At 75.3% G+C, this 20618-nt stretch carries 16 protein-coding genes; 6 read left to right on the forward strand and 10 right to left on the reverse strand.

The genetic code is table 11. The annotated features are described in order from the left end of the window. Window positions 1–417: 417 nt before the first annotated feature. Window positions 418–1437, forward strand: a complete 1020-nt coding sequence (locus tag AB0C87_RS21155) for a TerC family protein (RefSeq protein ID WP_360579090.1) — start codon at window positions 418–420, stop codon at window positions 1435–1437. 6 nt (window positions 1438–1443) lie between these two features. On the opposite strand, the gene AB0C87_RS21160 is transcribed toward AB0C87_RS21155, so the two are convergent. After that, window positions 1444–1974, reverse strand: coding sequence for a DinB family protein (locus tag AB0C87_RS21160; protein ID WP_360579092.1), 531 nt, complete (start codon window positions 1972–1974; stop codon window positions 1444–1446). A 105-nt stretch (window positions 1975–2079) separates the two neighbouring features. Then, entirely contained in the window at window positions 2080–4758 is a 2679-nt protein-coding gene (locus AB0C87_RS21165; RefSeq protein WP_360579094.1) for a LuxR C-terminal-related transcriptional regulator, read from the reverse strand. A 107-nt stretch (window positions 4759–4865) separates the two neighbouring features. Here AB0C87_RS21165 and AB0C87_RS21170 point away from each other — a divergent pair, with 107 nt between their 5' ends. Beyond that, on the forward strand, window positions 4866–5429 hold the full coding sequence (locus tag AB0C87_RS21170) for a cysteine dioxygenase family protein (RefSeq protein ID WP_353835395.1): 564 nt from the start codon (window positions 4866–4868) through the stop codon (window positions 5427–5429). A 23-nt stretch (window positions 5430–5452) separates the two neighbouring features. On the opposite strand, the gene AB0C87_RS21175 is transcribed toward AB0C87_RS21170, so the two are convergent. Together AB0C87_RS21175 and AB0C87_RS21180 are read right to left on the reverse strand one after the other, a co-directional pair. Beyond that, window positions 5453–6106 (reverse strand): maleylpyruvate isomerase N-terminal domain-containing protein, encoded by a 654-nt coding sequence (locus tag AB0C87_RS21175; protein WP_345172884.1) that lies wholly within the window; start codon window positions 6104–6106, stop codon window positions 5453–5455. Window positions 6107–6159: 53 nt separating this feature from the next. Then, window positions 6160–7056, reverse strand: coding sequence for an NAD(P)-dependent oxidoreductase (locus AB0C87_RS21180; protein WP_345172882.1), 897 nt, complete (start codon window positions 7054–7056; stop codon window positions 6160–6162). 93 nt (window positions 7057–7149) lie between these two features. Here AB0C87_RS21180 and AB0C87_RS21185 point away from each other — a divergent pair, with 93 nt between their 5' ends. Beyond that, window positions 7150–7749 carry a TetR family transcriptional regulator gene (locus AB0C87_RS21185; protein ID WP_353835397.1) on the forward strand — a complete coding sequence of 200 codons (600 nt, stop codon included), beginning with the start codon at window positions 7150–7152 and terminating at the stop codon, window positions 7747–7749. Between the two features lie 11 nt (window positions 7750–7760). On the opposite strand, the gene AB0C87_RS21190 is transcribed toward AB0C87_RS21185, so the two are convergent. The 3 genes from AB0C87_RS21190 to AB0C87_RS21200 are packed head-to-tail and all read right to left on the reverse strand — an operon-like array spanning window position 7761 to window position 10604. Next, window positions 7761–8255 carry a pyridoxamine 5'-phosphate oxidase gene (locus tag AB0C87_RS21190; protein WP_353835398.1) on the reverse strand — a complete coding sequence of 165 codons (495 nt, stop codon included), beginning with the start codon at window positions 8253–8255 and terminating at the stop codon, window positions 7761–7763. Window positions 8256–8306: 51 nt separating this feature from the next. Further along, window positions 8307–9395, reverse strand: coding sequence for an alkene reductase (locus tag AB0C87_RS21195; protein ID WP_360579097.1), 1089 nt, complete (start codon window positions 9393–9395; stop codon window positions 8307–8309). 12 nt (window positions 9396–9407) lie between these two features. Next, window positions 9408–10604, reverse strand: coding sequence for an MFS transporter (locus AB0C87_RS21200; RefSeq protein WP_360579098.1), 1197 nt, complete (start codon window positions 10602–10604; stop codon window positions 9408–9410). 82 nt (window positions 10605–10686) lie between these two features. On the opposite strand from AB0C87_RS21200, the gene AB0C87_RS21205 reads away from it, so the two are divergent. Continuing rightward, window positions 10687–13791 (forward strand): BTAD domain-containing putative transcriptional regulator, encoded by a 3105-nt coding sequence (locus AB0C87_RS21205; RefSeq protein ID WP_360579100.1) that lies wholly within the window; start codon window positions 10687–10689, stop codon window positions 13789–13791. Here the strand turns inward: AB0C87_RS21205 and AB0C87_RS21210 are convergent. From AB0C87_RS21210 to AB0C87_RS21220, 3 genes are all read right to left on the reverse strand, one after another. Continuing rightward, a complete protein-coding gene (locus tag AB0C87_RS21210; RefSeq protein WP_360579102.1) occupies window positions 13784–15220 on the reverse strand; it encodes a metallophosphoesterase family protein in 1437 nt (478 codons plus the stop codon). The genes AB0C87_RS21205 and AB0C87_RS21210 overlap by 8 nt on opposite strands. A 215-nt stretch (window positions 15221–15435) precedes the next feature. After that, the gene (locus AB0C87_RS21215; protein ID WP_345172866.1) at window positions 15436–16152 is read right to left on the reverse strand and encodes a glutamine amidotransferase; all 717 of its coding nucleotides are present in this window, start codon (window positions 16150–16152) and stop codon (window positions 15436–15438) included. Then, window positions 16142–17392 carry a MurT ligase domain-containing protein gene (locus AB0C87_RS21220; RefSeq protein WP_360579104.1) on the reverse strand — a complete coding sequence of 417 codons (1251 nt, stop codon included), beginning with the start codon at window positions 17390–17392 and terminating at the stop codon, window positions 16142–16144. The genes AB0C87_RS21215 and AB0C87_RS21220 overlap by 11 nt, the downstream gene beginning before the upstream one ends. A gap of 356 nt (window positions 17393–17748) precedes the next feature. On the opposite strand from AB0C87_RS21220, the gene AB0C87_RS21225 reads away from it, so the two are divergent. Together AB0C87_RS21225 and AB0C87_RS21230 are read left to right on the forward strand one after the other, a co-directional pair. After that, window positions 17749–19359 (forward strand): hypothetical protein, encoded by a 1611-nt coding sequence (locus AB0C87_RS21225; protein ID WP_360579106.1) that lies wholly within the window; start codon window positions 17749–17751, stop codon window positions 19357–19359. Between the two features lie 55 nt (window positions 19360–19414). Beyond that, a complete protein-coding gene (locus AB0C87_RS21230; protein ID WP_360579108.1) occupies window positions 19415–20617 on the forward strand; it encodes a hypothetical protein in 1203 nt (400 codons plus the stop codon). The last annotated feature ends 1 nt before the right edge of the window (window position 20618 follow it).

The raw sequence follows: 20618 nt of genomic DNA on the forward strand, positions 1-20618 counted from the left end.
CCACCACGAACGGTGCGGTGACGAGGAGGTCGACGTCCCAGGGGAAGGGCCGCCCCCGCCCGCGCAGCGCCCAGACCAGGGTGACGATCATGACGGCGGCGGGGTAGGCGGCCACCCGCACGCCCATCGCCTTGTCCGCGAACCGGTCCCACTCGGGGAAGGCGACGGCGAGCGCCAGCAGCGCGGCCAGGGCGGCCTTGGCCGCGAGAGCGGGCGGGCGCCAGCGAGAGGAGTCCATGACCGGAGCATCGCCCCCCGGCCGCTCCGGCGGCATCGGCGCGGATACTCAGACCCGCCTGAGTGCTTTCGCCCCGCGCCGGAGCCGGATCTCACGGCCGGGGCGTGAGGCCGCGACGGTAGAACGGCCCGATAACGGATATAGGACTGCCGACCCGCCCTCGAAACTGGAGCCGCCGGATGGCCGACATCCCCGCCTGGGCCTGGGGCGCGACGATCGCACTGATCATCGCGCTCTTCGTGTTCGACCTGCTCGTCGCCGTCCGGCGGCCGCACGTGGTGCACATCCGGGAGGCGACGTTCTGGTCGGTCTTCTACATCGCCGTCGCGGTCCTGTTCGGCGGCGCGGTGTGGGCGCTCGCCGGGTCGGCGGCGGGCACCGAGTACTTCTCCGGCTGGGTCGTGGAGAAGAGCCTGTCGGTCGACAACCTCTTCGTCTTCGTGATCATCATGGCCAAGTTCTCGGTGCCCGCCGAGTACCAGCAGAAGACGCTGCTGTTCGGCATCGCCGCGGCGCTGGTCCTGCGGGCGATCCTGATCGCGGTCGGCGCCGCCGCGATCAACCTGTTCTCCTTCACGTTCCTGATCTTCGGGCTGGTCCTGATCTGGACGGCGGTCCAGCTCATCCGGCACCGCGACGAGGAACCCGACGTGGAGGACACCTTCCTCGTCCGCCGCGCGCGCAGGATCCTGCCGGTGAGCCAGGACTTCCACGGCGGGCGGATGCTCGCCCACGAGGACGGGCAGCGCGTGATGACGCCGCTGCTGCTCGTCTTCGTCGCCATCGGGAGCACGGACCTGCTGTTCGCCCTGGACTCCATCCCGGCCGTGTTCGGCGTCACCGACGACCCGTTCATCGTCTTCACCGCCAACGCGTTCGCCCTGCTCGGGCTGCGCGCCCTCTACTTCCTGATCGAGGGCCTGCTCGAACGCCTCGTCTACCTGTCGATCGGCCTGTCGGTGATCCTCGCGTTCATCGGCTGCAAGCTGATCCTGGAGTTCCTGCACCAGGACGTCTCCACGTCCGTCCCCGAGATCCCGACGACGCTCTCCCTCGGCGTGATCCTGGTGATCCTGCTGTTCACCACCGGCGCCAGCCTGGTCCGCGTCCACCACCACCCGGAGGAGCGGGCCAAGGCCGGCTCCCTGCGCGGGCGCCGTGAGAAGAAGCCGCGCGAAGAGGAGCCGGCCGCCCGCTGACCGGGCTCAGCCCATGCTCTTGGCGCCGTCCAGCGACTCCCGGATGATGTCGGCGTGGCCCGCGTGCTGGGCCGTCTCGTTCGTGATGTGCAGGAGCACCCGGCGGACCGACCAGTGCGTCTCGGTGTTCCACGGAGCCTTGGGCAGTTCCCGCTGGAGGTCCAGGTCGGGAAGGGTGGGGATCAGCTCGTCGGTCCGGCGGGCCACCTCCTCGTAGGCGGCCAGCACGCCGGCCAGCGTCTCGCCGGGGAGCATCCTGAACTCGTCGGCGCGGCGCTTCCAGTCCTCCTCGGTCATCTGGGTGAAGTCGCCCATCGCGGCGGCGCCTTCCAGGATGAAGTCCACCCAGCCCCGCTCGCACGACGTGACGTGCTTGACGAGGCCGCCGAGGCACAGCTCGCTCGCCGTGGACCGCTGCCCGGCCTGCTCGTCCGTGAGGTCCCGCGTGGTGAACCGCAGGAAGTGCCGGGCCTTGGCGAGCGCCGCCAGCAGGTCCGCGCGCTCCCCGGTGACGGCGCGCGTGTTGTCAACGTTCATGGTTCCCGCCTTCGGTCGTGTCTCTTGGGCTGCGAGACCACGGTAGGAACCAAGGCGGTCAGATCCTGGCCTCGATCGCCGGGCCGGGGAGCTTCCTTGGCCGCGTCATGGCCGCGCCAGGAGCTCTCGCGTGCAGTCCCGTTCCGCTTCGGCGCCGAGGGCGCCCCAGCTTTCGGCCGCCCGGGCGAGGCCGCCGGCGTCGCCCGCCAGACGGCCGCGGGCGCGGGCCAGGCACGCCGCCGCCCACCTGTTCTCCTCGGCGAGCGGATCGGCCTCGGCCAGCAGTTCCGCCGCGTCCGGCAGACCGGCGGCCACGGCCAGTTCCGCGCCCGCCGCCCGCGCGTACGCCAGGTACGGGTCCAGCGGCGCCCCGGCGGCGAACGCCTCGTGGACCAGCGGCTCGGCGTCGTCGAAGGAACCGTCGTGCAGGGCGAGACGGGCGTCCACGAACGCCACCGCCGCCGCCGGGCCGTCGGCCGCACGGGCGACGCGGGCCCGCCACAGCGCCGCCCGTTCGCGGTCCCCGGACATCCCGCACGCCAGGGCGGTCGCGCACACCGACGCCAGCATCCAGCGCGGCGCCGGCCTCCCGGCCCGCTCCCACCGGTCCCACATCCGCTCGCCGTGCCCGATCGCGTCGCGGAAGCGGCCGGTCAGCGCGAGCGGCTGGACCAGGCGGCCCGCGGTGATGTGCGTGTCGCGCAGGAGGTCGTCCTCCATGCCGGCCCGCGCCGCGGCCATCCCGCCGCGCAGGTCCCCGGCCATGATCGCGTAGATGCAGGCGCGTCCGTAGGTGTTGCAGACCTCCGGCGCGCAGTACGGGTCGTCGCGGTCCATGGACGCCAGCAGGCGCAGCCGCTCCCGGGTGATCCGGTTCGCCTCCCGCAACCGCCCGGCGCGCAGCGCGGCGGTGCCCGCCGCGCACAGCGCGGAGCTGGTCAGCACCGGGTCCCCGGCCGCCCGCGCGGCGGCGACGGCGGCCGTCGCGAGCCCGGCGTCCGGGACGCCCTCGCCCGGCCCGGCGAGCCACGCCCGCGCCACGGCCATGCGCGCGGCGACCTCCGGGTCGCCGTCCCGCCCGGCCGCGGACGCCTCGGCGAGCAGGCCGCGCAGCCGCTCGCGCGGCACGCGGGCCTCGAACGCCTCCGGGAACCGGCACGCCGTCTCCACCGCCCGCGCCAGGTCGATCGCCCGGCCGCGGTCGTCCCCGGCGCCGCGCGCCCGCTCGGCCGCCTCCAGCAGCAGGTCGAACACGTGCTGGTTGGACGTGGTGCTGACGTGCGCGCATCCGGCCCCCGCCCGCAGCTCCCGCGCGGCCGAGCCGGGGTCCGGCGCGAGGGCGGCGGCGGTCCGGTGGTGCGCGAAGGACTCCAGCAGGTTCCGGCGGGCGAACGTCAGGTGCGCCAGCGCGCTCGCCAGCCGGTACGTCGCCTCGTCCGGGCGGGGGCACGACGCCAGCGCGGCCCGCAGGTCCGCGGCCATGGCGTCGAAGTCGTCCCGCCACCCCGGGTCGCCGAGGCGGCCCTCGGCGGCGGACGCCGCTGCCGCCGCCCACCGCAGGTGGCGGGCCCGCGTCCCGTCCTCCTCCCCGGCGTCGGCCAGCCGGGCGAGCGCGAACGCCCGGACCGTCTCCAGCAGCCGCCACCGGCCGGTCCGGCCGCGCACGTGGACCACGAGGCTCTTGTCCACGAGCCGGCCGAGCAGGTCCGCGACGCCCGCGCGGTCCGCGCCCCCGCCGTTCCCGCCGTCCCCGCCGTTCCCGCCCACGGCCGCGGCCGCGTCGATGTCGAAGGCCCCGGCGAAGACCCCGAGCCGCCGGAACAGCGCACGCTCCTCGTCCGCGAGCAGGTCGTGGCTCCAGGACAGCACCGCGCCGAGGGACCGGTGCCGCTCCTGCCCGCCCCGGCCGCCGGAGAGCAGCCGCAGCGCGTCCTCCAGCGCGGCGAGCAGCCCGGTCGCGCCGAGCGACGCCGCCCGGGCCGCGGCCAGCTCGATCGTCAGCGGCATGCCGTCCAGCCGGGCGCACAGCTCCGCGACCACCTCGGGCTCGGCCGCGAACCCCGGATCGGCGGCGAGCGCGCGGTCCCGGAACAGCCTCTCGGCGTCGGAGCCCAGGGACAGCGGCGCCACGGGCACGCAGCGCTCCCCCGGGACGCCGAGCCGCTCGCGACTCGTCACGAGCACGCGGGTGCCCGGGCACGCGGCGAGGACGCGCCCGGCGAGCGCGGCGGCCTCGTCGGCCAGGTGCTCGCAGTTGTCCAGGACGAGCAGCGACCGCCCGGTTCCGAGGCGCGCGGCGACCGCCTCCTCCAGCGGCTGGTGGGAGCCCTCCGTCACCCCGAGCGCGGTCGCGACGGCCCTGGCCGCGAACCCGGCGCGCACCGGGACGAGGTCCACGAACGCGCCGCCCGACGGGAACAGCGCGGCGGCGTCGCCGGCGACCACCGCCGCCAGCCGGGTCTTGCCCACGCCGCCCGGCCCGAGCAGAGTCACCAGCCGGGCCTCCTCCAGCGCGGCCAGCAGGGCGGCGCGCTCGGCGTCCCGTCCCACGAACGTCGTGCCGGAGACCGGGAGGCCCGCGACGCGCCCGGGGTCGCTGGCCCCGGAGCCGGCCAGCTCCGCCAGCGCCCACCGGTCCGGGACGCCGTACTTGCGCAGCAGCGACGACACGTGGCTCTCGACGGTCCGCACCGAGATGTGCAGGCGGCGGGCGATCTGCGCGTTGGACATCCGCGCGCCCAGGGCGGCGAGGACCTCGGCCTCCCGCTCGGACACGTGCTCCACCGCGACCCCTTTCCGTGGCGTCGTCCGTGGTGCTCTGCGGGCGCCACGGATGACGGCGGACCTCCCCGGCGCCGAGGCTGGAGGCGACCCGGTACGAGGAGGACGGCATGACCACCCTATGGTCCGAGCTGCTGCAAACCGCGCGAACCGCCACCGACCTGGACGTCCTGACCGCCGCCGTGCGCGCGGCGATCGCCCGCGGCGCCGACTGGCAGGACACCGCCGAACGCGTCGCCGGCGCGCTGCGCGAGCAGCTTCCGTCGCCCGGTGAGCTGCTCCGTCCCGACCAGCTCGCCGGGGAGCCCGGCACCTCCAGCGGCCACCGGCTGCACGTGGAGCCGGACGGCTCGTTCTCCATGACGGCCATCGTGTGGCAGCCCGGCGCGGTGACCCGCGTCCACGACCACGTCGCCTGGTGCGTGTTCGGCGTCCTGGCCGGCGCCGAGCACGAGGACCTCTACACCCTCTCCGACGACGGCGCCGCCCTGATCGGGGCGGGCGCGAACCCGAACCCGGCGGGCGAGGTCAGCGGCTTCGCGCCGCCCGGCGACATCCACCGCGTCCGCAACCTCGGCGACACCACCGCCGTCTCCCTGCACATCTACGGGACGGACCTCGACCGCGTCGGCTCCAGCGTCCGCCGCTTCTACGACCTGCCGGTCCGGGACTGAGCCGGGCCCGGCCGGGGCCGCGCTCAGCCGAGGACGAAGGGGACCCGCGCGGCGAGATCGCCCAGCTCGGCCTTCTCCGCGGCGGTCGGCGCCCGGCGTCCGGTGCCGACCAGCAGCGCGTCCCGGTCGGAGAACGCGGCCGGGAAGGGGGCTCCGGCGATCCGCTCCAGCAGCGCGCGGGCCGCCGCGAGGGTCTCGGCGGGCGGCTCGGGGCCCTCCGGCAGGTGCGCGATCAGGTCGAGGTGGTGCAGCGTCCACTCCATCACGTACGCGGACAGGTAGTCGCCGACGGTCAGGACCTCGTCCTGCGTGCCGACGCGGGCGGCGGGATCGGCGAGCCCCGCCGCGCGACCCGCGGCCGAGCCGACGTCGTCGAGGTGGAACCTGAGCAGCCGGGGCTCCCCGTAGGCGGCGGCCAGCCGAGGGATGAGCGCGTCGAGCGGGTCGTCGCCCGTCGGGGGCTCGACGAGCTTCCAGTAGGTGGCGGCGTCCACGGTCGGTTCGGCGCCGGCGGGGGTGACCAGAGTGATCAGGACGTCCTGGGCGTCGATGACCAGGTGGCACACGAGGTCCCGCACGAGCCAGCCGGCGCAGCCGGACGGGCGCGCGAAGTCCTCGTCCGGGAGGCCGGCGACCGCCGCGAGCAGTGCCGTCCACGAGCGCGAGAAGTGGTCCACCTCCGGCACGGTAATGCCGCGCCGCGACGGCGGACAAGCGGGTTCGGACCGTCCTAGACGGCGGTCGCCGGTGCGGCCGTCCGGGCCTCCAGAGCGCGCACGACCGCGGCCATGTCGGCCTCGCCGTGCCCCAGCGCGGCGGTCTCGCCGTAGAGGGCGTGGCACGCGTCCAGCAGGGGCGAGGCGAGCCGCGCGGCGCGGGCGGCCTCCGCGATGAGGCGGTTGTTGTCCAGGACGTTCGCGATGGACGCCTGGACGGAGAAGTCGCGGTCGAGCAGCTTGCGGGCCTTGGCGCGCGACACGGTGCTGGCCATCGGGCCGGCGTCGAGCACCTCCAGCAGCCGCCGCCCGTCCAGGCCGTGCCGCTCGGCGAAGTGGAACGCCTCCGCCAGCCCGGTGACCATGGTGATCAGGTACAGGTTGACGGCGAGCTTCATCTGGAGGGCCTGCGGGACCGGCCCGCAGACGAACACCTCGCCGCACATGGGGCCGACCAGGGGACGGACGGTCTCGACGGCGGACGGCTCGCCGGCGAGCATCGCGATGAGCTCGCCCGCCTCGGCCGGGCCCCGCGAACCGGACACGGGCGCCTCGACGTACCGTCCGCCGGCGGCCCGGACGTCGGCTTCGAGGCCGCGCGAGTAGCCCGGCGACGTCGTCCCCATGTGGACGACGACCCGTCCCCGCACGTTCGCGGCGAAGCCGGGGGCGCCGCGTCCCAGCGCGGAGTCGATGGCGGGGCCGTCGGCGAGCATGAGGAACACCACGCGGGTGCGGCGGAGGACGTCGGCGGGGCTTCCGGCGACCGACGCGCCCGCCGCGCGCAGCGGCTCGCTCTTGGCGGCGGTCCGGTTCCAGACGACGAGGCCGGTGCCCGCCCGGACGAGGTTGAGCGCCATGGGCCGCCCCATGACGCCGAGGCCGAGGAAACCGACGTCGCTGTCCACCATCGCCTCCAGAGCTTGCGACTTATGACAGTGGTCATGATAATGGCGCAGGTAAATAGGGCAATAGCCTGCGACATTTTCACGGAGGAGGCGATCGTGGCGACCGGCGAGCGGGGCCCGCGGGAGCGGATGGTCTTCAGCGCGGCGCAGCTCATCCGCCGCGACGGCGTCACCGCGACCGGCCTGCGCGAGGTCGCCGAGCACGCCGGGGCGCCGCGCGGCTCGCTCCAGCACTACTTCCCCGGCGGCAAGGAGCAGCTGGTCAACGAGGCGGTCGAGTGGGCCGGACGCTATGCGAGCGACCGGATCGCCCGTTTCATGGCCGCCATGGCGCGTCCCACGCCGGGCCGGCTCTTCGCCGCGATGGTCCGCCAGTGGACCGACGAGTTCGAGGCGGCGGGCTTCGACCGCGGCTGCCCCGTCGCCGCCGCCACGGTCGACTGCGCGGACTCCGCGGCGTCCACCCGGACCGCCGCGGCCGCCGCGTTCGCCGCCTGGCGGCGGCCGATCGCCCGCGAGCTGACCGCCATGGGCGTTCCGCCCCGAAGGGCGACCGCGCTGGCGACCCTGATGGTCAGCTCCCTGGAAGGCGCCATCCTCCTGGCCAGGGCCGAGCAGAGCGTCCGACCCCTGCGCGCCGTCGCCAGGGAACTGGCCCCCTTCCTCGACTCCTGCGCCGCCGAGGACCCCGCCTGACCTCCCGCGCCTCAGCCCGTCATGACGCCGGGGCGGCGGGTCCGGAAGTCGATGACGCCGACCCAGGCGGGGCGCAGGGCGATGCGGGCCATGCGGGTCTCGGGGTGGTCGGCGCCGGCGACGTAGCCCGCGCCGCCCTCCTCGCCCAGGAACCGGCGGGCCGCCTGCGCCTGCTCGGGCACCATGCCGTCCACCTCGGTGACCGAGACGCGGCCGCGCAGCAGGAGGACCTCCGGGGGCTGCGTGTCGGTGTCGATGCTCACGGCGACGTCGGGACGCTCGCGGAGCGCGCGGATGCGGGCTGCCGGGCGCAGGATGCCCATCGGCGGGCAGTGGACGTAGGTCGCCATCACCAGCTCCTCGCCGGTCCAGGTGAACCAGGACGACATGATGCGGGGCGTCCCGTCCACGGCCGTGAAGGCGAGGCGGGCCGGGATCGTGGAGTGGAGCAGGCGCTGCGCGACGTCGGTTTCGAGCAGGCGCACGTCGCCCTGGGGAAGGTCCATGGTCATCTCCTTGTAGCGGTCGGAGGAGATGACCGCGGACGGCGGGGAAACTCATCGCCGTACGGCGAGATCCATCGTCGGGTAGTCGGTGTAGCCGGTCGCGGCGCCCGTGTACATGAGGTGCCGGTCCTGGACGGGGTTCAGCGGCGCGCCGAGGCGGAGGCGCTCGACGAGGTCGGGGTTCGCCAGGAAGGGGCGGCCGAGCGCGACGAGGTCGGCGCCCGCGGCGACGAGGCGGGCGGACTCCCGCGCGACGTGCTCGGTGGTGACGTCGGGCAGCTTCGGGTTGGCGATCAGCGTTCCCGGCCACATGCGGCGGATCGTGTGGAGGAGGGCGCTGTCCGGGTCGGCGTGGACGACGTGCAGGTAGGCCGGGGAGATCTCCGCCAGGGCCCGGACGAGGGCCGGGTAGACGTCGTCCTGGTCGTCCTCGTGCATGGCGTTGGCGGTGACTCCGGGCGAGATCCGCACGCCGACGCGGTCCGGGCCGATGGCGCCGGCGACGGCGCGGGTCACCTCGGCCGTCAAGCGGATGCGCGCCTCGGCCGGGCCGCCGTAGGCGTCGGTGCGGCGGTTGGTGGCGCGGGACAGGAACTGGTGCAGCAGGTAGCCGTTGGCGGAGTGCACCTCCACCCCGGCGAAGCCCGCCTCGACGGCGTTGCGGGCGGCGGCCGCGAAGTCGTCGACGGTGGAGCGGATGTCGGCGGCGGTCATCTCCCGGGGGACGACGGCGGCCCGCGGCCCGGACGGGGTGTGGATCGTGTCCGGGAGCGGGACGGGCGACGGCGCCACCGGGCGCAGGCCGCTGTTGTCGGGGTGCCCGACCCGTCCGCCGTGCTGGAGCTGGAGGAACATCCGTCCGCCCGCGTCGTGGACGGCGCCGGTGACGCGCCGCCACCCGGCCACGTGGGCGGGGGCGTGGATCCCGGGGATGTTCGGGTACGTCTGGCCGACGGCGTTCGGGGTGGCGGCCTCGGCGATGATCAGTCCGGCGGTGGCGCGCTGCGCGTAGTAGGTCGCCATGAGGTCGGTCGGGACGCCGGCGGCGTCCGCGCGGTTGCGGGTCATCGGGGCCATCACCAGGCGGTTCGGGAGGACGAGTCCGCCCAGGCGGGCCGGTTCGGTGAGCGCGGTCTCCATTGCCTTGTCCTTTCAGCGGTGTGCGGGGAAGCCGTGGGTCCGGGCGGCGAGGACGACCGCGAGGACGGGCGCGAGGAGCGCGAGGGTGCTCCAGGCGAGCGAGGTCGAGCCGGCCAGGTGCAGCAGGACGCCTCCGGCGATCCCGCCGCCGGCCATGGCGACGTTCCAGAGGGTGACGAGCATGGCCTGCGCCGCGTCGGCGGCGTCTCCGCCCGCGTCTCCCGCGGCGGTCTGGAGCAGGGTGGGCGCGCCGCCCCATCCGAGGCCCCAGAGCACCACGGCGGCGTAGACGAGGGCGGGGGCGTCCGCCCACAGCGCGAGGACGGCGGCGGCAGCGGCGACCAGCAGCGTCCCGGCGACCATGAGGGCGCGCAGGCGGCGGTGGATGTGCGCGCCGACCACCCAGATGCCGGCCAGGGACGCCGCCCCGAAGGCCAGCAGGACGAGGTCGGTGGACGAGCCCATGCCGAGCCCGTCGAGGATCGCGGCGATGTAGGTGTAGAGGATCGTGTGGGCGAGGACGAACACGAGCGTCACGAACAGCACGGCCGCGACCCCCGGGACGCGCAGGACGCTCCCGCCGCCCGTCCGCTCCCCCGCGCGGCGGCCGGGGAAGTCCGGGACGGACACGGTGATCCAGCCGAGCAGGACGACGGTCAGCCCGGTCATGGTCAGGAACGCCGCCTGCCAGCCCAGCGCCGCGCCGAGGAACGTCCCGGCGGGGACGCCGAGGGAGAGCGCGACCGGAATTCCGGCCATCGCGACGGCGATCGCGCGCCCCTCCAGGTGGGCGGGCACCAGGCGGCGGGCGTATCCGGCCAGCAGCGCCCAGGCGAGACCGGCCGCGACCCCGGCCGCGAACCGGGCCGCCATGGTCACCGCGTAGTGGGTCGACAGCGCCGTGACGGTGTTGGCGACGGCGAACCCGGCGACGGTCGTCAGCAGGAGCCGGCGGCGGCGCCATCCGGCGGTGGCCGCGGTCAGCGGGACGGCGGTCAGCGCCGTCCCGATCGCATAGATCGTCACGGTCTGCCCGGTGGCGGACTCGCTCGCGTGCAGGCTCGCGCTCATCGCGGGCAGGAGCCCGGCGGGCAGCGTCTCGGTCAGGCTCGTGATGAAGACCGCCGTCGCCAGCGCCAGCAGCGCCGGCAGGGGCAGGCCCCCGTCGGACGTTTCGTCCGGAGCGGTCGCACTCTCCGCGGTTCGCATGCCGCGACTGTGCCGGGCGGCGCTTCGGATGCGCTGACGGTCCGCTGACGGCCGGCGGACCGCCGCCGAGTAGCGTGCTGGCATGCGGTTTGGCGTGCTCGGTCCGCTCATGGTGCGGGACGGCGACGGGGCGTCCGTCCGGATTCCGGAGGCGAAGGTCCGGGCACTGCTCGCCTGCCTGCTGGTCCACGAGGGGCGGCCCGTCTCCGCCGACCGCCTCGTCCACGACCTGTGGGGCGACGACCTGCCCGGCAACCCGGCGAACGCGCTCCAGGCCAAGGTCTCCCAGCTGCGGCGCGTCCTCGGCCGCGACCGCGTGGTCCGCGAGGCGCACGGGTACCGGCTCCGCCTTGACGGGCCCGACGACGAGATCGACGCCGACCGGTTCCGCGCGCTGGCGGCGCGGGCCCGCACGCTGGACGCTCCGGCGGAGCGCGCCGCCCTGCTGACCGAGGCGCTGGGCCTGTGGCGCGGCGCCGCGTTCGCCGACTTCGCGGACGAGGAGTTCGCGCGCGCGGCGGCGGACCGCCTGGCCGACCAGCGCCTGGCCGTCCTGGAGGAGCAGGCCGAGGCGCGACTCGACGCGGGAGAGCACCTCCTGCTCGCCGGGGAGCTCGCCGGCCTGGTGGACCGCCACCCGCTGCGGGAGCGGTTGCGGGCCGTGCAGATGCGCGCGCTGTACCGCGCGGGACGGCAGGGCGAGGCGCTCGCCGCCTACGCCGGGTTGCGCAAGGTGCTGGCGGACGAGCTCGGCCTCGACCCGAGCCCCGAACTGGCCGCGCTGCACGAGGCGATCCTGCGGCAGGACGCGTCGCTCGCCCCGCCGGAACCGGAGGCGCGGTCGAACCTGCCCGTCCCCCTCACCGGACTGGTCGGCCGGGACCGCTGCCTGGACGACGTCGCGCGGCTCCTCGGCACGGCGCGCCTGGTGACGCTGACCGGCCCCGGCGGCGTCGGCAAGACGCGGCTCGCGCTCGAAGCCGCCGCGCGCCTCGCCGGGGACGCCTTCCCGGACGGCGTCTGGCTCGTCGAGCTCGCCGCCCAGCGTGGGGACGCCGCCGGGCTGGCGCAGGAGATCTCGGCCGTGCTCGGGCTCCGCGACGACATGCCGCCCGGCGTCCCGGCGGCCGGAACGTCCGGGAGCGGCGGCGGAAGCGTGGAACGGCTGGCGGCGGCGCTGCGCGGCCGGCGGCTGCTGCTCGTCCTCGACAACTGCGAGCGGGTGGTCGACCCGGCCGCCGAACTGGCGGAGCTGCTGCTGCGCGGTGCGGCGGGCCTGCGGATCCTCGCCACCGGCCGCGAGCCCCTCGGCCTGACGGGCGAGACGGTGTACCTGGTCGAGCCGCTCCGGGAGGACGACGCCGTGCGGCTGTTCGCCGACCGCGCCGCGGCGTCCGCTCCCGGCTTCTCCCTGGACGCCGACCGGGCGGCGGTCGCGGAGATCTGCCGCCGCCTCGACGGCGTCCCCCTCGCGCTGGAACTGGCGGCGACCCGCGTCCGCGCCCTCGGCGTGCGGGAGCTGGCGCGACGCCTCACCGACCGGTTCGGCGTCCTCACCACCGGGCCTCGCGGCGCGCCGGCCCGGCAGCGGACGCTGCGGGGGATGATCGACTGGAGCTGGGAGCCGCTCGGCCCGTCCGAGCGCGCCGTGCTGCGCCGGCTCGCCGTGCACGTGGACGGCTGCGGCCTGGAGGCGGCGGAGGCCGTCTGCGCGGGCGGCGGCGTCCGCCGCGGGGACGTCCTCGACCTGCTCACCCGGCTGGTCGACCGTTCCCTGGTCGTGGTGGTGGAGGGGCCGCGCGGTCCCCGCTACCGCCTCCTGGAGTCCGTGGCCGCGTACGCGATGGAGCGGCTGCGCGAGGCGGGCGATCTCGACGGCGCCCGCGACCGGCATCTGAGCCACTACCTCGGCCTCGCCGAACGCGCCGAACCGCACCTGCGCGGGCCGGACCAGCGCGCCTGGCTCGACCGTCTCGACGCCGACTCGGCGAACCTGCGCGCCGCCCTGGAGGAGGCGCTGCGGCGTCCGGGCGCGGCGGAGGCGGTGCGTCTCGGCACGGCGCTGTGCTGGTGGTGGCTGCTGCGCGGCCGCCTGCACGAGGCCCACCGCACGCTGTCGGCGGTACTGGACGCGGCACCGGAGGCCGCCGGGTTGCGCCTGTTGCGGGCCGCGTTCGCCCTGCTGACCGGGGACCTGACGGCCCACGGCGTCCAGGGCGAGGACGGCGTCCCGGACCCGGTGCGCCGCGGCCGCGCCCTCTGGCTCTACGCGCACGGGCTCTACCACGCCGGTCTCCCGGACGCGAGCGAGCGCGCCAACGAGCACGCCCTGCGCCTGTTCCAGGAGGCCGGCGACCGGTGGGGCGCCGCCGCCGCGCTCGGCCTGCGCGCGACGCTCGCGCTCGTCCGGGGCCGCCTCGACGTGATCGCGGACGCGGGCGGGCGCTCCGCCGCCCTGTTCGCCGAGCTGGGCGACCGCTGGGGGCGGCTGCAGCCCGTGTCGCCGCTCGCGATGCTCGCCGAGATCAACGGCGACTACGCGGAGGCGGAGCGGCTCCAGCGCGAGGGCCTGCGGATCGCCGAGGAGCTCGGCCTGCGCGCGGAGGTCTCCGCGCGGCTGTCGGGCCTCGGCCGCCTGGCGCTGCTCGCGCGCGACTGGGACCGGGCCCGCGACCTGCACGAGCGGGCGCGGGCGACGGCCGTCGACCAGGGCCACCGCTTCAGCGAGACGCACGCGCTGATGGGCCTCGCCCTCGGGGCGCGCCGCTCGGGCGACCTCGGCGCGGCGCGGGAGATCCTGCACCGCATCCGGGACGAGTACGACTCGTCCGAGATCGGGGAGCATCTGCTGCACGCGGAACTCGGCTTCACCGCCGAGCTGAGCGGGGACGCCGCGGGGGCGCTCGCGCACCACACCCGGGGCATGGAGATCGCGCGGTCGATCGGCGAGCCGCGCGCGCTCGCCCTGTCGCTGGAGGGGCTGGCGGGCGCGGCGGCGCTCGCCGGGGACGCCGTGCGCGCCGCCGGACTCCTCGGCGCGGCCGACGCGGCCCGCCGGAGCGTGGGCGCCCCGCTGCCGCCCGCCGAACGCGGCGACGTCGACCGCATCACGTCCGCCGCCACCGCCGTCCTGGGCGAGCGGGCCTTCGCCGAGGCGTTCCGCCGGGGCGCCCCGGCGGTCAGCTGAGCCCGGAGAGGTCGCGGTCCACGACCGTGTTGCGGTCGGTGGGGCGGTTCCCGAGGGAGAGCTGAGGCCACTGCCCGGAGAGTTCCTGGCGGCTGCGCTCGCTCCAGGCGCGGGCCTCGTCCCCGCGGGTCTTGTAGAAGTTGAGCGCGTACCCGCCGGTGTGGACGCGCAGGAGAGTGAACCCGCCCGGGTACTCCTTGACCGCCCCGACCTCCTGCTGGACGACCCGGGGCGCGAGCGGGAAGACGGAACGCTGGTTGCGGTGCGTGTGCCCCGCGTGGTGGAGGAAGACGCCGGGCGCCCGGTTGTAGGCCGTGAGGATCCGCAGGGACTGGCCCGCGTCGAGGGAATGGGCCCCGGTGACGGCGAGCGGGTCGTTCTCGGTGAAGAGCGGGTGGTGGCCGAAGACGAGAGTGGGGCGCTCCGGGTCCTTCTTCAACTCCGCCTCGAACCAGGAATGCTGCTCCGCCGAGAGGCCGCCGGAGTCGCCGCCGTCGCCGGGCTTGTCGTAGGTGTCGAGCCCGATGACGCGCAGGCCCCGCAGGTCGTGGGAGAAGTACGTCCGGTCGGACGCCGAGAACGCGTCCTTGAAACAGTCGTTCCCTTGGTGCTCGCCCGGGCCGCACCCTCCGTAGGGCGCCCCGCTGTGCGCCCGGTCGTGGTTGCCGCGGGCCACCAGGTAGGCGTCGCCGAGGGTCCCGAAGGTGTCGAGGATGCTCTTGGCGCTCGCGAGATCGGCGGGGGCGGCCTCGCTCGACACGTCCCCGGCGGCGAGGAGGAAGTGCGCACCCCTGGCCCGCGCGTCGGCGATGAGGGCGTGCGCCATCACCTCGGGATAGGGCGGGTGGCCGGGCACCTGCTCGATGCCTTTGATCCAGGGGAGCTGGCCGACCAGCCCGGCCACGGTCTCGCCCAGGTGCAGGTCGTTGCAGAGGGCGACCGAGAAGAGGTGGCGGCCCGGAGGCGGTTGCGGGGTCGTGAAAGCGAAGACCTCCCCGTGGGGAGTGCCCGCCGCTTGGCCCGCGGCCAGCCAGGTGGGAGCGGCGTCCCGTCCTCTGGAGCGGGCCCTGTAGTAGTAGGTGCGCCCGGGCTCCAGGCCGGTCAGCTCCACGTAGTGGTACGGGGTGCCGGCGGGGCCGTACGCGACGCCGGTGAGGCGGGACGGGTGCGTCCCGTAGAGGACCTCGGCGTCGGACGGCGCGGGTCGCATCCGCCCCAGGCCGTCGTCCGTCCCGGGGACGCCCGTGTACCAGGTGAGGACGGCCGTCGTCTCCGTGACGGTGACCAGTTCGAGGTTCACCGGCCGGACGTCGTCCGAGGCCCGCGCGGACGCCGCCTCGACGGCGGGCAGGAGCGAGGCGCCCGCGACGACGGCGCTCCAGCGCAGGAGCGCCCGGCGGGAGGGCCGGCAGCAGATCACGACCGTCACGGTCGCAGCACGAGGCCCCCCGCGCCAGACCCAAAGTCACCACGAACGACAGACCCGGCCGCCGACCGGCGAACCACCGAAAGCGCCCCGGCCCGTCAGCTTCCGAAGGACGCCGACAGTCCGCGCAGGCCAACCACCCGCGCAGGCCCACCCGCCGCGTGAGCCGACCCACCCACAGGGGTCAGCTCACCACGGGGGTCAGGGCATCACCGGAGTTACGGCATGACGGCCTGGAGGCGCTCCTCGCGGAGGCGCCCGGCCCACGAGTCGTCCAGCGGGGGGAGGTCCCTCCCGACGGCCCAGCGGAGCAGCAGGTCGGCCAGGCCGGGGTTGCGGACGAGCGCCGGGCCGTGCATGTAGGTGCCGAGGACGCGGCCGCTGTAGGCGCCCTCGAAGCCGTTCCCGTCGCCGTTGCCGACGCCGTGCAGCACCTTCGCGAAGGGGCGCGCGTTCGGGCCGATGTGCGTGACGCCCTGGTGGTTCTCGAAGCCGGTGATGCGCGGGACGTTCAGCTCGCCCGCGACGTCCCCGACGATCTCGCCGACGGCGCGCTGCTCGCCGCGCCCGGAGCGGATGTCGAGCAGGCCGAGGCCCGGCACGGGCTGGCCCTCCTCGCCGCCGAACTCGTGGCCGAGCAGCTGGTAGCCCGCGCAGACCGCGAACACGACCGCGCCGGACTGCACGGCCCGCGCGAGGCCGCCGTCGCCCCGCAGCCGCTGCGCCGCGAGGATCTGCGGCCGGTCCTCGCCGCCGCCGAGCAGGTAGATGTCGCCGTCGGCGGGCACGGGCTCGTCGGACCGGAGGCTGACGGTCTCGGTGGGGATGCCGCGCAGCGCCGCGCGCCGCTCCAGGACGATCGTGTTGCCCTGGTCGCCGTAGGTGCTGAGCAGGTCCGGGTAGATCCAGACGATTTTGATGCGGTCAGACGACACGGCCGTACCTCGTTCGGATGGTCTGGAAGGCGGTGTAGTTGGCGATCACGTCCAGATGCCCGGGCGGGACGGCCATGACCGCCTGGTCGATGTCGTCCACCACCGTGAAGGACACCTCGGCGGCCTCCAGCCGGGCGGCGAGGTCGATGCGGCGCTCGCCGGTCACCCACACGGGGCGGCCCTGCAGGATGCGGTAGTCGACGTCCCACAGCCAGGACGTGTCGCGGCCGTCGGGGCCCTGCGCGTTGATCGACAGCGCGACGGGGCCGGGCGCGGGCTGCAGGACGTCGAACGCCTCCAGCCATCCGGCGGGGTTCTTCGACAGCAGCAGCCGGATCGAGCGGCCCTGGTGCTCGACCGTCGTGTACCGGCCGGCGACGGAGGTGACCTGCGACAGCAGCGGGAGGGCCTGCTCGGGCGGCACCCCGAACTGCGCGACGACCGCGAGGGCGATCAGGGCGTTCGAGCGGTTCGCGCGGCCGGGCAGGGACAGGCCCGTGAGGGAGTACGCCCGGCCGTCGGGCGCGGTGATCGTGTCGCCGCGCAGCGCCCAGTCGGGGCGGGGGCGGGCGAAGTGGCACTGCCGGCAGCGCCAGTCGCTGTCCTCGTCGGTGTCCTGACGGTCGAGGGGGCCGCCGCACTCGGGGCAGCACCAGGAGTCCTCGCGCCAGTGCTGGCCCGCGGCGACCCAGGTGACGCTCTTGGCCGTGGACGCGCCCCAGGTGACCAGCGGGTCGTCGCAGTTGGCGATGACGTGGCTGGTCGGGGACGCCTCCAGCGCGCGCCGCCACTTGCCGGCCAGCAGCCAGATCTCGGCGGCGCGGTCCATCTGGTCGCGGCTGAGGTTCATCAGGGCGACGATGTTCGCCCCGGTCTCCCTCAGGACCATCGGGACGTACTTCTCGTCGCACTCCAGCACGCCGTAGCGCGCGGACGGGGCGGACGCCAGCGCGGACACGTGCCCGGTCGGCATGTTCGCGCCGAACGCGTTGGTGGCGACCTCGCCGAGCGGCGTCATGGCCGAGGTGATCAGCCGGGTCGTCGTCGTCTTGCCGTTGGTGGCGCTGACGAGGACGAGCTTGCGGTCCTTGGCGAGCCTGGTCAGCAGCTCGGGGTCGAGTCGGAGGCCGACCCGGCCGCCGATCACCGAGCCGTCCCCGCGGCCCGCGATTCGGGACATCTTGGCGGCCGTACGACCGAGCGCGACGGCCAGCTGCGAACGCAGCGGAAGATCGCTCATGGACTCCGTCTTCTCTGGATGCGCCGGGAAACCGCTCCGAGCCTAGCCGCTGAGTGCGACGCGCGCGGCGCGCCCGGCGGTTCGAGGGACGTCCGTCACACCATTGGTGCACAATGTGAGCAGCATCACAACGATCCCGGTAAACCACTGGCAGCAATCTTGACCAGTACCAACATGTCGTGATTGCGTGCGACCTCCGACTGCGGTGCGCCGGATTACCAACCACGCGTCCAAGAACGGCGTCACCCACTACTTTTGTCGGGAGCCCCGCTGATGATCGCGGGGAGCGGTGCCCGCCCGGGCGGCGGGCCTGGATCGCAAGCGTGGACAAGCGGCTAAAAGGCGAGGTCTGAGCGATGCAGTGTCCGACGTGCGGGAATGACACGCCTGGGACGCTCGGCAAGTGTTCGCACTGCGAGGCGCCGATCGACGTGTACTCGGTCGGTCCCTCCGTCCCGCTGGCGTCGCCGGTCGCGGAGGCCGCCCCGGCGGGCGTCCCGGCCGGCGCCGACACGTTCGGCGACCGGACGATGACGGCCCCGCCGTCCTGGGCCTCCGGCCCGCAGGGCGCGCCCGAGCCTCCGGCGCAGCCGCCGATCCGGCTGTCGGCCGAGCCGCCGATCCGGCTGTCCGTGGAGCCGCCCGCGACCGCCTCGGCGCCGACGCCCGCCGTCGCGTCCCCGCTGCCGTCCCCCGACCCCGACGACACCGCGGCCTGGACGTTCGACCCCGACGCCGACGACGACTCCGGCGCCTTCGCCGCCCCGCCCTCGCAGCCCTCGTGGGCCGGCGGGCAGCAGGCGCCGCCCGCCGCGGAGCTCCCCGCCCCGGCCTCGGCGTCGAACCCGTTCGGTCTCCAGGACCAGGCCCCCCGCGCGGAGTCGATCGTCCCGGACTCGTGGTTCGCCCAGCCGCGCAAGCCCGAGGCGCCGGACGCCGACGCCACGCAGGCGTGGGGCCAGCAGCCCCCCGGCGGCCCGCAGTTCCCCGCCCTTCCCGACGCCGACGCGACGCAGATCGCCCCCGCCGGAGCGCCGGGCCCGGCCATGCCCGGCGCCCAGGGCTTCGGCGACGACCTCGACCGGACGCGGATGGACCCCGGCTCCCCCATGGGCGCCCCCGCCCCTATGGGCGGCATGGGGAACATTGGCCAGCCCCCGATGCAGACGATGCAGATGCAGAACGGGCCCATGCAGCACGGCCCGATGCAGAACGGCCCCATGCACCAGGGCCCGATGGGCCCCGGGATGCAGCCCATGGGCGCGATGGGGCCGGGCGACCCCGCGTACGGCGGCTACCCGCCCGGCCAGTTCCCGCCCGGCGGACCGGGCGCGCCGGGCCAGGGCAAGAACGGGACGAGCAAGCCGCTGGTCGCCGCCGTGGCCGCGCTGGTCACGGTCGCGGTCGGCGCCGTCGCGTTCGTCGCCTGGCCGTCCGGGGACGACACGCCGGGGGGCGGCGACCCGTCTCCGGCGGCGTCCCAGAAGCAGGTCGCGCAGAAGAACGCGATCCCGCCCGAGATGAAGCAGCAGGCCGCCGTCCTCAACGGGATCCTCAACGACAGCGTCGACACCCGCCGCATCCTCGCCGGGGCGCTCGGCCGCGCCGGCAAGTGCAAGACGCTGCCGCAGGCCATCCAGGGATTCCAGACGGTCGCGCAGCGCCGCACGAACCAGATGCGCCGCACGCAGGGCCTCAAGGTCGACAAGCTGGCGAACGGCGAGCGGCTGCGCGGCTCGCTGCACCAGGCGCTGGGGGCCTCGCTCCAGGTCGACCAGGTGCTGCTGAAGTGGGCGCAGGCGAACCAGCGCAAGTGCAAGGGCAAACCGCGCCCGAGCGCCGCGCAGGTTCCCGGACGCGCCGACGCCGAACGGCGCGCGACGGCCTCGAAGAAGCAGTTCGTCGTCCTGTGGAACCCGGTCGCGCAGAAGACCGGTCAGCCGCAGCGGAGCTGGAAACGGGTGTAACGGTCGGTCACGCAGTATTCTCTGACCGTTCGAACTCACCGGGCAGGGGGCCGTCATGCGGTGTCCGAACTGCGGAACCGACTCCGCTTCTGGGTCGCCCAGGTGCGCGCGATGCGACGCGCCCCTCGTCACGCCTGGCACGGGCGACGCGGCGGCCTGGACCAACGCGGCCGGGGCAGGCGACGCGACGGTCCAGGACGAGACCGTCCGCGACCCGTTCACCGCGCCACCGGGCGGAGGGGCGCCAGACGCGGACGACGCCACCGTCCAAGACGACCCGTACCGCTCCCTCTACGGCGGCACCCCGTACGGAGCTCCGTCGGGCAGTGCCCCGCAGACCGGAAGCCCGCCCGACGCTGACGACCCGACCATCCAGAACGACCCGTACCGCGCCCCGTACAGCGGCACCCCGATGGGCAGCCCCCCGCCGAACGCGGACGACGCCACCGTCCAAGGCGCCCAGTACGGCGGCGGGGCGCCGGGTGAGAGCGCCCCAGGCGGGGTGCCGGTGCCGTGGGAACCGGCGCCGCCGCCGTGGGCCGACCAGAGCCCCGTCCAGTGGGAGGCGCGGCCCGACCACACGCTGCACATGCCGCCCGCCGAGGAACGGACGACGCATCTCTCCCCCGAGCCGTGGGCCGAACCGTGGTCCGAACCCGCGATCTGGCAGCCGCCCGCGCCGCCGAAGCGCAGCACGATGCCCTACTTCCTGGGCGCGGCGGGCGTCGTCCTCCTGATAGGGGTCGCGCTGGGCATCGTGTTCTGGCCGAGCGGATCGAACTCGTCGCCCCCCGCGGCCTCCGGCCCGTCCACGGGCCAGAGCCAGGGCGTCGCGTCCGCGTCCGACAGCCCGACGAGCGAGGGCGACCTCGACGCGCAGGCCCGCGCCGTCAACGACCTGCTGGAGGAGATGGGCGGGACCCGCTCCGAACTCGGCACCGTCGTCACCCAGGGCTGCCCGGTCAGCGGCGTGCGGCGCGTCCTCGACGCGCGCCGCGGCGAGCTGGAGAAGGCGCGGGCCCTGGAGGTGAGCGCGCTCCTCGACGGCGAGGAGATGAAGGCCGCGCTCGTCCGCGCCCTTGAGGCGTCGACGGAGTCGAACCAGCGCTACCTCGCGGGCGCCCCCGGCTGCCCGTCCGAGAGCGAGGTGGCCGACGTCAACCAGCGCGCCAGCTCCGCCAAGAACGAGTTCATCGGCTACTGGAACGTGGTCGCGGAGAAGGCGGGCCTCCCCACCCGCACCGAGAGCGACATCTGAG

Origin of the sequence: Actinomadura sp. NPDC048021 (assembly GCF_040653135.1) — a bacterium.
Taxonomy (GTDB): Bacteria; Actinomycetota; Actinomycetes; order Streptosporangiales; family Streptosporangiaceae; genus Spirillospora; species Spirillospora verrucosospora.